The sequence below is a fragment of the Vibrio sp. 1167 genome (assembly GCF_033340375.1).
GTDB classification, from domain to species: Bacteria; Pseudomonadota; Gammaproteobacteria; order Enterobacterales; family Vibrionaceae; genus Vibrio; species Vibrio alginolyticus.
In genome coordinates this window covers 686,729-698,628 of record NZ_JAWOWK010000001.1, presented here as the reverse complement: position 1 = coordinate 698,628, position 11,900 = coordinate 686,729, and the positions used below count along the sequence as shown (strand labels likewise).

The following is an 11,900-nucleotide window of genomic DNA, read 5'->3' as shown; positions in this document are numbered from 1 at the left end:
CAGCCGTTAGCCTTGCTGTAGCAGGATTTGCTTCCAGATTGCGGTCTCGTCAAACAAAGTGAATTCGCGACGAAGACCCCAAGGACCAAACTCAGCGTGGCTGATCCCCATGATGTAAACCTCTTTCCCAGAAGGCTTACCGAACATCCCATACCCTTCATGCTTACCGTGCAAAGACCATCGAATTGCAGTGCGTGGTGACATCATGTCGTCATCTCGGCCAATACGATGGTGAACGGTAAATTGAGCATTTGGGAAAGACGCACGAAGTGCCATCCAAAAATGATCGACTTCCGAGTGTGATAGGGCAGTTTGACCTCCAGTGTATTCGCCGATGCAAGCGCGGTCGTACTCTTTCGGTACTATAGAGAACTCGGCATTCATAAGGCTTCTGAGAATTGCTTCGTAGCGCTGACCATATTCGTTGTCGTTGCCTACGCCCAAATAAGGTCCAGGAATGTCGACTTCAGGTGTGAACGGAAATGGGCTTGATTCCACGCCACCTTCAAATTCGATTTGTTGGCGTGCAAACTCTTCTGACGTCATACCCAGTTGTTTCGCGATATCGGCTTGATCGCGAACCAACCATTCGTCATTGATTTGGTTATTGATAGCGTGGCAATCTGCGATAATACGGAAACGAAGTTTGCGGTTCGAGGCTTGCCCGTAGAAGCCGTTGCCACTGTGTGTTGCAGTAGAGATGATTCGATGAGAAGAAAGCATGCCTTGTTCCGGGGTGCCTGACCAAATGACGTCTTCGCCATATAGCGTGCGATCGGGAAACTCGGCCAGTGTCGCCATTGTTGCACTGATCACCCCTTCGTTTCCTTGAACGATAGAGAGTGGAGTACGCACAACAATGTCGGGAGAGTAGTAGTGTTCTAAGGTGTTTAAACCTCGGTCTTCCCAAATCTCTTTTGTGATACCAAGAATGTAGTCGGGAAAGTCACGCCACTTTTCATCGAAGCCAACCATGGCCATAAATCACCTCCGTAATTGAATAATTATGTTTTGATTACGTATTCAAAATATATCATGTTGCCATTTTGTCAACGGATTGTTTTTCGATTGTTTAAATAGCGTGCTGATGATCAGATTTTTAACAATTGAGCGGAAAATAAACTAAAAAAGTACAGGAGAGATGGAAGCTATCTCTTATCGAGACGTGTTAATAAGAAAGGAGGTCAAAGTTTTTTGTATGAATTTCCTAGTATCTTATTGTTTTTTAATCGCTTAATTTATTTTGATCTGTTTGAATGGAAACAAATGATTAAGCCAAAACTGATAATCATGCAGATCAAGGCACCCAAATAGACTTTATCGCTAATATTCAGCTATTTTGGTGTCAATTATCCTTATATCTTTCAAATTTTCCTTTTGCATACGAATGCTTTAGGTCTTTTTTATTAAATCGGAAGTAGATAACGAATAAGCCACTAGAAAGGTGTTTATCTAGTGGCTATAACAGTCATAAGCGCTCTATGAGTGCTACGATCAGGATAAAAGCGCAGGTAACGATAGCGAGATGGCAGGGATGAAAGTAATCAACATCAAGGCCACTATCATTGCACCAATCCAACCCATGATGGCTTTAGAGAGCGACTCTATCGGTACTTTGCCTACCTGACTTGCCATAAACAGGTTAGCACCCAGAGGAGGCGTAACAAAGCCAATGGCCAAGTTCACGATCATCACGATACCAAAATGAACGGGATCCATGCCGAGTGCTGACGTAATGGGTAACAGAATTGGTGTGAGAATAACAATCGCTGCCAGCGTTTCCATAAAGGTACCGACGAGCAACAACAGGACATTGATGCAAAGCAGTATCAGAAGTTTGTTTTCGGTAATCGATAGAATGAACTGAGCAATTTCAGTCGGCAGACGTTCTAGGGTCAATATGCGGCCAAACGTCACGGACGCACCCACAATGACGAGCACAGCGCCAACTAACAGTGACGACTCTAGAATGATTTTCACCACTTGCGCTGGTTTGAGTTCTTTATAAACAAACATGCCAAAGAATAAGCCATAGAGAACTCCGATGGCGGCTGATTCGGTAGGCGTGAAAATGCCAGAATAGATACCGCCGAGAATGATCACGGGGAGTAGCATTGCCCAGCTGGCTTCTTTTAGCGCAGCAAGACGCTCTGCCCAAGTCGCTTTGCGTTCGTTACCTGTGTAGCCCCGCATTTTTGAGACAATTAGACAGTAGCCGATCAATACCATACCGACGACCAAGCCAGGAATGATTCCCGCCATGAACATCTTAGTGACGGAGACTTCAGCAGTGATCGCGTAGACGATCATCACCACAGAGGGTGGAATAATGACGCCAATTCCGCCGGAAGAGGCTATCAAGGCACCGGCAAAGCTGCGGTCGTAGCCTTTCTTCACCATCGAGGGAATCATCGTCAGGCCGATAGCGGCAACAGTGGCAGACCCCGTACCAGAGATGGAAGCGAAGAACATGCACGCCACAATGGCGACGATGCCAAGCCCACCAGTAAAGTGGCCAAAGAAGACCTCCGCCACGTGTAATAATCGTTTTGAGATCCCTCCTTGGCTCATAAGGTTACCTGCCAAGGTAAATAGAACGACGGCGAGGAGAGGGAAAGAGTCGAGCCCTGTTACCATTCCTTGGACTAAAAACTCAATGTTAAGAAACGGCAGACTGAGTATCGCGACCATACTGGCTGCCGCCAGAGCAATACCGACCGGAACGCCAATGAGCAGAAGCAGACCAAAGCTGCCAAACAAAAGTGCAGACGTCATGCGTTAAACTCCAATAGTCGGTTAGAAGTACGGTACTTTGCTTTGATATGGCGATAGCGTTGGCGAGAAAAGCGAACTCGTTCATTGCTGGTGGAGCACGCGTTCACACGTTGATAAATGCTTGTCACTAGGCGCGCGCAGCTTAATAGTGCGCAAACTAAAACAGAGGCATACAAACACGCAATAGGAATTTCCATTGCGGGTGCAATCTGACCGAGTTGCAGGCTGCGATTGATCACCTTAAATCCAAACCAGGCGACAGTGGCACTAAAGGCAAGGTAGATAAGATCAGAAACAATCAAACTGAATTGCGTCCAATTGCCCGGAAGTTTATCGATGAACACACGAATGCGGATGTGTCGATCATCTCGGATACAATAGCTGATGCTCAGGTACATCGCCCATACGAATAAATAACGTGCCAGCTCTTCAGCCCACGCGATCGTTGCGTCAAATAGGCGTAGTGCGATTTGCAAGCACAGTAAAGTTGTCATCGTCGAGATCGCGATAACGATAAGGGTAGGTTCTAGGTATTTGTCTAGTAAGCGAAACCACTTCATGTTCACCTCCAAAACGAGAAAGCACGACCTGTTGCCAGATCGTGCAAAAGAGTGGGAGTTATAGGCGTTCTATCTCGGCAATCACGTTGTCAAACAAGTCTTCACCTGTCTTGCTACGCAGATCTTGGTACACGGCTGCATTCATTTTTTCTTTCATGATGCTGCGTACCTCGTCTGGGACGATGTTAACCGTCATGCCTTTTGCTTCGAGCTCTTTGATTACTTCTTGGTTTTGCTTAGCGGCGAGCTCACGCTGTTTTGCGATGGTTTCTTTGCTTACTTCACTGATCAGCGCTTGTTGTGCGGCCGGCAGTGAATCCCAAAACGATTTGTTCATGAACAACACGTAGTTGGTGTATATATGGTTAGTTAAAGAGAGGTACTTTTGTGCCTCGTAAAAACGTTCGGCATAAATAGAGTAGATAGCACTTTCTTGAGCGTTAATCAGGCCTTGTTGTAACGAGGTGAAAATTTCTCCCCAAGACAGAGGTGTTGGCGCAGTACCAATAGATTTCCACGCGCTTATTTGAGTGGGGTTAGATGCCGAGCGAATCTTTAGCCCTTTCAGGTCCTCAATACTATCAATTGGCTGTTTGTTGTTGGTCACGCTACGAAAGCCGACCTCCATAAAGCCAAGTCCATGAAAGCCTTTTGATTCCATAGCATTCAACAATGGTTGTCCGATCTTCTCACTGTCGAGCGCTTTGTGTGCTTGCTCTTCGCTATCAAAAAGGTAGAACACGTCGAGCACGTTAAACTCTGGGACGTAGGGAGAGAGTAAAACTGACGCACCAAACGTCATTTGTAAGTTGCCTTGCTGCACGAGTTCAGTCGTCTCACGCACATCGCCTAGTTGTCTTGCCGGATAGATTTCAACTTCTATCTCACCGTTTGAGCGAGCTTCCACTTCTTGTTCGAAATAGAGCATTGCTTTGTGTACGGGAGAGGTTTCTTGACTGTCATGAGCAAGACGAATAACACTGGTTGCAAACGTATTCATACTGCTAAATGCAAGTCCCAGTGCGGTAAGTGAAGTAAGGATTGCTTTCTTCATCGTTCTTCCTTGTTTCTGGTATGACCTGCCATGGGCATTCGTCGGCAAGTCACACAACTTTTTATGTTTTTATAAATTAGTTGAGCAATTCATATCCATTTTGCATACGAATCCAAAATAAAACATTAAAGTAACAAGTCAATAACAAGATTGATGAATTGATGAGGAATTAAATAACGATTGGTGAAAATTTAATCGTGATCACAGAAAATGCCTTACTCGAAAGCAAGACATTTTGTTTATGAAGAATGAATAAAAATGGATTTATTAAGTGGTGCTACTACGTTCGATCAAGGTGCCTTGCTCGAAAAGGTATTCGCCAGTTGCATCCAGGTTGCCGTTGATTCGATTCATCAAATCTTCAACCGCTCGTTTAACAATTTTGTCGACTGGTTGAGCAATGGTGGTCAAATCATAGCTCGGCCATGCAGACATCGGAATGTTATCTACACCCATCACAGAGAAGTCTTGGGGGATCTTTGCTCCGGCTTGTCGCAAGCCATCCATCACACCCATGGCGAGGATGTCGTTTGCACAAAAAATTGCATCGGGTTTGCTAGTGTGCGACAAGATCGCTTTCGCCGCTTCTAAGCCTGCTTCAAAGCTGTACTTGGCTTGGATAAAGGTTGGTGACGGGGAGCCGAGTTCTTGCAATTTTGAAGAGAAACCCAGCCAACGCTCTTCACTGGTCATGGAGCCAGCATCGCCACTGATATAAGCACACTGTTTTGCGCCTTTCTGCGTTAAATACTCGGCTGCTTGTTGGCCCGCCAATCGGTTATCAATACCAGAGCTATTGGCATTAATACCCTCGGCGTAGCGGTTAATCAAGCTTAAATGAACGCCAAACTTTTCGCATTGGGCAAACGCGCGTGAGGTTAAACGGCTGGTGGCGATAACGAGTCCGTCCACTTGGTATTCAATGGCGCGTGAAATGGCGAGATCGAGGTCGTCTTTGTCGATAGGGCAAAGCACAACTTGTCCGCCTCGCTTTTGAATTTCGACAGCCAAAGCACGAGATTGCATGTCATACATTGGGTTTGATTCGCTATCTAACGCAATCGCCACTAAGCCTGAACGATTCGAAATCAGACCTCGGGCGATGGCATTCGGTGTGTATCCGAGCTTAGCTGCGGCATCCATCACCATTTTGCGTTTCTTCTCGCTAATACTCGCAGTCGGGCTGAATGCTCTAGATACCGTCGATTGAGAGACGCCGAGCATCTTCGCGACGTCGATCGAAGTTACTTTCGCTTTAATGGTGATACTCCTTATTTAAGGCCATTGAACCTTCTCATACGTGCTGAGTGTATGGGCTAGGGGATTTCTGTGTCTAGAGCATTACATTGATAAGGCGTAAATATCAGAGAAAACTCAAGAATTCATCACATTTCTCTCTTGTTTGAAGCCATCAATGATCATTTTGTGTTCAGACCCAACACAAAAGAAGCTAACGCCGAGTTCACGCCATTCCCGAGCTTGTTGAGCCGTCGCGACAAACATGCCAACAGGTTTATTGGCGGCTCTGGCCGCTTCGATTACTCGCATACTTGCTTGTGCGACTTTCTCATCATGAACGCTATCAGCACCATAAGCGACAGTGAGATCAACTTGGCCAATGAAGAGCGCATCAATTCCTTCAACATTGGCAATCGCTTCAACATTTTCTACCCCTTGAGGGTCTTCAATTTGTGCAATGACAATCGTATTCGCACGGCTGTCTTTTAAGTGTTCAACCATGGGCTTAGTGGCGTATTGCGCTGCTCGACTGGAACCAGCATACCCTCGGCCACCTTCTCCGTAATGGCAGATTTTCGCCAGTTGCGTCGCTTGCTCAGCAGTACAAACATGGGGAATTTGTACACCCGCCGCGCCACAGTCAAGCGCGTTCAAAATGGTTGAAGGAGCGTTGTCTTGTACTCGTACCACGCACGCGAGGTCATTCGCTCTGGCCGCCATGATGCACAGATCAAGCGAGGAGCGATCGAAAGGTGCGTGCTCTGCATCCAGTACCACAAAAGGCAACTCTGCCAGTGCCAATACCTCGATAATGTGAGGATGAGGGGTTTTAACAAATGTACCTAATAGCGTTTCTTTAGTCAGACGTTGCTTAAAATTGCTCATGATTCTCTCCTTTGCAAAGGTATGCAAAAACTAACATGTAGAAATGTAAATGATGAGTAAAAATGATGTGATCTAAAACTCATTTTTGATTAAAAATTAAACTCAATCAAGGTGCTTATTACTTGATTTTATTTGTTTAAATTAATCAATACAAAGGCTTAAGGATTATTTTTGTGGTTTGTTGACTTAACTTGTCAAATGTTAATTAAGTGTTTAATCTGATTTTGCATTCGTATCCAAACGCATAAAAATAACCGTTCGTCAGCCTCAATGTTCAAGGAGAAACCCAATGGCACGCATTTTAAAAAACGGAATCACTGAAGAAGCATCAGCATCAAACGACGCAAAAGTGCGTCAGATTGTTGAAAACATTCTTGCTGATATTGAATCGAAAGGTGATAGCGCTGTACGTGAGTTGTCTGAAAAGTTTGATAACTGGTCGCCGGAGCAATTCCGCCTGTCAGAAGAGCAAATCCAAGCCTGTGTGGATGCGCTTGATGAATCGACTCGTCATGATATCGAGTTCGCTCAGCAACAAGTTCGAAACTTTGCTCAAATTCAACGTGACTCAATGAAAGACGTCGAAGTAGAAACCATGCCTGGTGTGGTACTGGGGCATAAAAATATTCCAGTCAACAGCGTGGGTTGTTACATCCCTGGCGGTAAATACCCATTGGTTGCATCCGCTCACATGAGTGTACTGACGGCGAAAGTCGCGGGCGTAAAACGTGTTATTGCTTGTGCACCACCGTTTAATGGCCAGCCGAATGTGGCGATTGTCGCTGCGATGGCAATGGCGGGTGCGGATGAAATCTATTGCTTCGGTGGTGTTCAGGCGGTAGGTGCAATGGCTCTGGGGACGGAGACTATTGCACCGGTCGATATGATTGTAGGGCCGGGTAACGCATTTGTGGCAGAGGCAAAACGTCAGTTGTTTGGTCGCGTCGGTATCGATTTGTTTGCAGGGCCAACGGAAACCTTGGTCATTGCTGATGAGAAAGGCTGTGACCCGGAATTGGCTGCGGCAGACTTGCTTGGTCAGGCTGAGCATGGTTACAACTCTCCCGCTGTATTGTTGACCAATAGCGAAACATTTGCGCAAGAAACCATCAAAGAGATCGAACGTCAGTTAACCATTCTCCCAACGGCTGAAGTTGCGGGTAAAGCGTGGGCAGATTACGGACAAGTTATTGTGTGTGATAGCTACGAAGAAATGGTGGAAGTGGCAGACGATATCGCTTCTGAACACGTGCAAGTGATGACGGAAGATCCTAAATACTTCCTAGATAACATGACCAACTACGGTGCCTTGTTCCTAGGTCGTGAAACCAACGTTTCTTACGGCGATAAATGTATTGGTACCAACCATACACTGCCAACGAAGAAAGCGGCGCGATACACCGGTGGTCTTTGGGTAGGTAAATTTATCAAGACCTGTACTTACCAGCGTGTAACGGAAGCTGCGTCGCTAAAAGTCGGTGAGTACTGCTCTCGCTTGTGTGCACTCGAAGGTTTTGCTGGCCACAAAGAGCAAGCGGATATTCGTGTGCGCCGTTACAAAGGCAAAGTGGAAGAGGCGTAATATGTCGAAACTTGCCTTAGTCACAGGCGGCAGTGGCGGACTGGGTGCCGCCATTTGTCGCAAGCTAGCTGAATCGGGATATCGCGTAATTCTGACTTACAACAGTAATCAGAAAGCGGCCGAGGATGTGCTTTCCTCGCTGCCACGTAACGAGCATCTAGCATTCAAATTGAACGTGGCAGATTCTAGTGCGATTGAACAGCTTAAACATCAAGTCAGTGAAATAAGCGACAAGCTGGATTTGTTGGTCAACTGTGCGGGGATGACGAAATTCGTCGCGCACTCTGATTTGCAAAGTTTAGATGACCAGCTGTTTGACCAAATTTTCCAAGTGAACGTCCGTGCGCCTTTTGCCATGGTTCGAGCGTTTGAGCCTTGGCTTAAGCAAGCCAATGGTTGTGTGGTGAACATTACTTCTATCGCGGCACAGACTGCGATGGGGAGCAACATTGCTTACTGTGCAAGTAAATCTGCCGCGGAGAACATGACCCGTTCTTTAGCTCGCGCTCTGTCTCCCGAGGTTCGAGTTCTGGCTGTTGCTCCAGGGCTTGTCGACACTGAGTTTGTCAAAGGCTTGGATGACGCATGGCGTAATCAACAAGAACAATCCACACCGCTTAAGCGTTTAGCCAATGATGAAGAAGTCGCTCAAGCCGTGTACGCCGCGGCAGATCTTCTGACCTTCTCGACAGGCAATACCATCGCGGTTGATGGTGGGCGACCTTTAGGTCTGTAACTAACAATTCAAAGGCTAGGTCCAAACAAGGACAACAAGGATTTACAATGACTCTACAATCTAAAATGAATAATAATCTGGTCCGCTACATGGAACTGATTCCGGGTACGAGTGCGTTTATTGATGCGCGCACGCCAGGCAGTGATCTGAAAGATAACTTCTGCATTATCGGTGCTGGGGTGGCAGAAAGCAGTCGTCAGCATGTTCATATTCGCGATACGGCGGGCTTTAACATTGGTGCCGCAGGCCAACCGCCGGGCATCAAAAATTCGTTGCACTCTCATCGTACCGCCGAGCTTTTCTTGGTGTTCAAAGGTCAGTTCCGTTTTTATTGGGGGAACGATGGAGAGCATGAGGCGGTGTTGTCTCACGGTGACGTCATCTCGATTCCAACCAATCTCTTCCGTGGATTTGAAGTGGTTGGCCGCGATTACGGCTTTATGTTCTCGGTACTTGGCGGCGACGATTCAGGTGGCGGCGTTATTTGGCATCCAAACGTTATTAAAGACAGTCAAGGTTATGGTTTATACCTCAAAGCCGATGGCACACTCGTGGACACCATTAATGGCGACCCGGTGCCACAAGAATCAGAATTGATGCCGCTGCTTACCGAAGAAGAGCTCGCGACCTTCGATACCTACACCGCAGAAGAGATGATGCCATTTGTCGCTCTGCAAAAAGATTATCGTGAAATCAAAGGCGATTTCGGCGGAAGCAACGTGAAACAATACGCCTTAACGGGTCATCCTTTGGCGAGTTATGACTTCCAAGTAAAGAGTGAAGATGAAGTGAGCATCATGGCTTATGAGCTTTCTGAAGGTGGCTCGATTCCTCAACACTGCCGAGAAGAAAAACAAGTACTTATCAACTTTGATGGCGATACAGAGGTGGTCCTCACGCATCAAGGCGAACAAGCTAATGTTGTTTTAACGCGCGGTGATGTGCTGAATGTTCCAGAAGGTGCGTCATACTCACTGACGAACTTGCGTGGTAATAGTTTGACGTATTGCATTCTTGGCTCTGATCAACCAAAGCCGCTGGCAGGAGAATAAAATGACGCAACCCACCTCGTTAGTTTGGCTACCCGGACTACTTTGTGATGGCACATTGTTTGAGGAAGTCAACCGAGCGTTGCCAAGTTGGGTTGAGCCTTCATGCCCGACGCTGGCTTCATTGCCGTCAATGGAACAGCTGGCGCAGAGAGTGTTGCAAGACGCACCGCAGGAGTTTGTCTTGGGTGGCTTATCAATGGGTGGGATTCTTGCCTTTGAGGTGTACCGTCAAGCGCCAAACAGAGTCAAAGGCTTGATCCTCATGGATACCAATGCAGCAGATGAAAAGCCAGAGGTGACACAAAAGCGTGATGCACTGGTTAGCCGTGCGTTAAGTGGTGAGTTTGAACGCATTACGCCTGACACTCTGATGCCTGTGCTGATTCATCCCAGCCGTTTGCAAGACAAAGTGTTGACAGAGCGTATTGAAGGCATGGCGGTCAATGTAGGTTTGGAGGCATTTGAAGCGCATGCTAAAGCGTTAGCAACTCGCCCGGATGCTCGACCTTTATTGGCGGACATTCAAGTTCCTACGTTGGTGATAACAGGTAAAGAAGATAAGCTTTGTCCGCTAGACAATCACCTGCTCATGGAGAGATGCATCCCAAACGTCACGCTTCATGTTATCCCTGAGTGTGGGCATCTATCTACGCTGGAGCAGCCTTTAATGGTTAGTGAAGTGATGACTACTTGGCTTCAAGATAACTTTGCTTTGTGTTGATAAGAACTTCATCACTCACCACCTTAAGGCTACTTGGGTATAGGTGGTGAGCGATGAGTATTATCAGAAGTAGTAGCGAATACCTGCCGCGAATTGATCATCACGATTTTCGAATTTGCTGCCATCGTACTGATCTTTACCTAGGTCGAATTGGTATTCAGTCCAAACTAGGAATTTGTTCTTCTGGAAGTGGTATTCAACACCAGGAATCAGCAAGTTACGCTCGTAACCTTGCGTCTCGTCACCGCGATCTTCCATGTAGTTGTAGTTCAACGTTGGGCGTAGGCCGTTGTCGAAGTGGTAGTAAGTGTAGATTTCGCCACCTAGGGTATCGAACATTACGTCCGTACCGCCTTGGCTCACTGCTTCCCAGTTTTCACCAACGTGGAAAGTCGCACCTGCGTAGAAGCCACCGTTGCTGTAGTTTGCGCCCAATAGCATGATGCGCATGTTGTCGCCGTTTTCTACGCCAACCACGCTTGCGTCTAGATCCGCAACTTCATTTTGATGGTAAGCCGCACCAAGTGTTACGCCATCAACGGGTTTGTAAGTGATAGACGCACCCATGCCGTTTTTCAGTGAGGCTGTCGCATTGCTTGCTAGAGCAACATCTTCACGCGTGGTTTGGTAAGTAAAGCCGTAGCTCACTTTTTCATTAATTGAATTACGGTACGTAATTGAGTTTTCCGCACGACCAGCACCGGATGCGATACCCCAGTCAGCTAGGTTGTAAACACCTGAGCCACGAGTACCGAATACACGACCTAAATCGGTGTACCATGCTACGTCGTAGAAGGTAGACCACTGCTTAGTACCCGCAGCAATCTTGCCGTATTTTTCGTGATCAACACCTGCGTATAGCAAGCGGTCGTAAATGTTGTCGCCGTTCGCGCCAGAGTTGTAGCCCCATTCCGCGTGACCGAAACCAGTCCAGCCGTTATCCAGACCCATTTGGCCTTTCAAACCGAAACGTGAGCTGCCGCTGTTCCATTCGCCGTTGTCATCACCGCCACGGTCTTGGTAGCGAAGATCGAAACGGCCATCGATGGTTAGGCTGTCGCCAGCGTCATTAACAAAAGTGTGTGCAGCAAAGGCTGAGCTAGAAGTAAGCGCTGCTAAAATCACTGCAGAAAGGGTCGACTTTTTCATCATCAATCTCATTATTCAGGGCGCAGAAAGCCACCGTGCGTTCATGCCCGTTTTGAATAAGGGTTCTATCTTGAGGTTGTGCCCCATCCTTGAGGCACGAGTTGGGAGCATGTCGCCTGAACCGAGAGGGGATTCAGGCAACATAAA

11 protein-coding genes are annotated in these 11,900 nt (G+C 47.0%); 4 read left to right on the top strand and 7 right to left on the bottom strand.

What is annotated here, in order from left to right:
- Positions 1 to 6: 6 nt before the first annotated feature.
- From R7Z78_RS03065 to R7Z78_RS03040, 6 genes are all read right to left on the bottom strand, one after another.
- A complete protein-coding gene (locus tag R7Z78_RS03065; protein ID WP_025768665.1) occupies positions 7 to 981 on the bottom strand; it encodes an ester cyclase in 975 nt (324 codons plus the stop codon).
- Between the two features lie 513 nt (positions 982 to 1,494).
- The gene (locus R7Z78_RS03060) at positions 1,495 to 2,775 is read right to left on the bottom strand and encodes a TRAP transporter large permease (protein WP_047102426.1); all 1,281 of its coding nucleotides are present in this window, start codon (positions 2,773 to 2,775) and stop codon (positions 1,495 to 1,497) included.
- Positions 2,772 to 3,335: a TRAP transporter small permease gene (locus tag R7Z78_RS03055; protein WP_025768663.1), complete on the bottom strand. Its 564-nt coding sequence runs from the start codon at positions 3,333 to 3,335 to the stop codon at positions 2,772 to 2,774. Before R7Z78_RS03055 ends, R7Z78_RS03060 begins: the two co-directional genes overlap by 4 nt.
- A gap of 58 nt (positions 3,336 to 3,393) precedes the next feature.
- Positions 3,394 to 4,389 carry a TRAP transporter substrate-binding protein gene (locus R7Z78_RS03050; RefSeq protein WP_025768662.1) on the bottom strand — a complete coding sequence of 332 codons (996 nt, stop codon included), beginning with the start codon at positions 4,387 to 4,389 and terminating at the stop codon, positions 3,394 to 3,396.
- 267 nt (positions 4,390 to 4,656) lie between these two features.
- A complete protein-coding gene (locus R7Z78_RS03045) occupies positions 4,657 to 5,613 on the bottom strand; it encodes a LacI family DNA-binding transcriptional regulator (protein WP_104976388.1) in 957 nt (318 codons plus the stop codon).
- A 150-nt stretch (positions 5,614 to 5,763) separates the two neighbouring features.
- Positions 5,764 to 6,513, bottom strand: coding sequence for an HpcH/HpaI aldolase family protein (locus tag R7Z78_RS03040; protein ID WP_104976389.1), 750 nt, complete (start codon positions 6,511 to 6,513; stop codon positions 5,764 to 5,766).
- Positions 6,514 to 6,802: 289 nt separating this feature from the next.
- Here R7Z78_RS03040 and hisD point away from each other — a divergent pair, with 289 nt between their 5' ends.
- The 4 genes from hisD to R7Z78_RS03020 are packed head-to-tail and all read left to right on the top strand — an operon-like array spanning position 6,803 to position 10,604.
- Positions 6,803 to 8,095: a histidinol dehydrogenase gene (gene hisD / locus R7Z78_RS03035; protein ID WP_005374756.1), complete on the top strand. Its 1,293-nt coding sequence runs from the start codon at positions 6,803 to 6,805 to the stop codon at positions 8,093 to 8,095.
- 1 nt (position 8,096) lies between these two features.
- Entirely contained in the window at positions 8,097 to 8,831 is a 735-nt protein-coding gene (locus R7Z78_RS03030; protein WP_025768659.1) for an SDR family NAD(P)-dependent oxidoreductase, read from the top strand.
- A 47-nt stretch (positions 8,832 to 8,878) separates the two neighbouring features.
- Positions 8,879 to 9,883, top strand: coding sequence for a cupin (locus R7Z78_RS03025; protein WP_025768658.1), 1,005 nt, complete (start codon positions 8,879 to 8,881; stop codon positions 9,881 to 9,883).
- A 1-nt stretch (position 9,884) separates the two neighbouring features.
- On the top strand, positions 9,885 to 10,604 hold the full coding sequence (locus R7Z78_RS03020; RefSeq protein WP_053350176.1) for an alpha/beta fold hydrolase: 720 nt from the start codon (positions 9,885 to 9,887) through the stop codon (positions 10,602 to 10,604).
- A gap of 63 nt (positions 10,605 to 10,667) precedes the next feature.
- On the opposite strand, the gene R7Z78_RS03015 is transcribed toward R7Z78_RS03020, so the two are convergent.
- Complete coding sequence (locus R7Z78_RS03015) at positions 10,668 to 11,753, bottom strand: porin (protein WP_062730895.1); 1,086 nt, start codon at positions 11,751 to 11,753, stop codon at positions 10,668 to 10,670.
- Positions 11,754 to 11,900: the final 147 nt, after the last annotated feature.

What these genes read in the sequence shown, in the direction of transcription:
- R7Z78_RS03065 (WP_025768665.1), bottom strand. Translation starts at nt 981, where the DNA reads ATGGCCATGGTTGGCTTCGATGAAAAGTGGCGTGACTTTCCCGACTAC.
- R7Z78_RS03060 (WP_047102426.1), bottom strand. Translation starts at nt 2,775, where the DNA reads ATGACGTCTGCACTTTTGTTTGGCAGCTTTGGTCTGCTTCTGCTCATT.
- R7Z78_RS03055 (WP_025768663.1), bottom strand. Translation starts at nt 3,335, where the DNA reads ATGAAGTGGTTTCGCTTACTAGACAAATACCTAGAACCTACCCTTATC.
- R7Z78_RS03050 (WP_025768662.1), bottom strand. Translation starts at nt 4,389, where the DNA reads ATGAAGAAAGCAATCCTTACTTCACTTACCGCACTGGGACTTGCATTT.
- R7Z78_RS03045 (WP_104976388.1), bottom strand. Translation starts at nt 5,613, where the DNA reads ATGCTCGGCGTCTCTCAATCGACGGTATCTAGAGCATTCAGCCCGACT.
- R7Z78_RS03040 (WP_104976389.1), bottom strand. Translation starts at nt 6,513, where the DNA reads ATGAGCAATTTTAAGCAACGTCTGACTAAAGAAACGCTATTAGGTACA.
- hisD (WP_005374756.1), top strand. Translation starts at nt 6,803, where the DNA reads ATGGCACGCATTTTAAAAAACGGAATCACTGAAGAAGCATCAGCATCA.
- R7Z78_RS03030 (WP_025768659.1), top strand. Translation starts at nt 8,097, where the DNA reads ATGTCGAAACTTGCCTTAGTCACAGGCGGCAGTGGCGGACTGGGTGCC.
- R7Z78_RS03025 (WP_025768658.1), top strand. Translation starts at nt 8,879, where the DNA reads ATGACTCTACAATCTAAAATGAATAATAATCTGGTCCGCTACATGGAA.
- R7Z78_RS03020 (WP_053350176.1), top strand. Translation starts at nt 9,885, where the DNA reads ATGACGCAACCCACCTCGTTAGTTTGGCTACCCGGACTACTTTGTGAT.
- R7Z78_RS03015 (WP_062730895.1), bottom strand. Translation starts at nt 11,753, where the DNA reads ATGAAAAAGTCGACCCTTTCTGCAGTGATTTTAGCAGCGCTTACTTCT.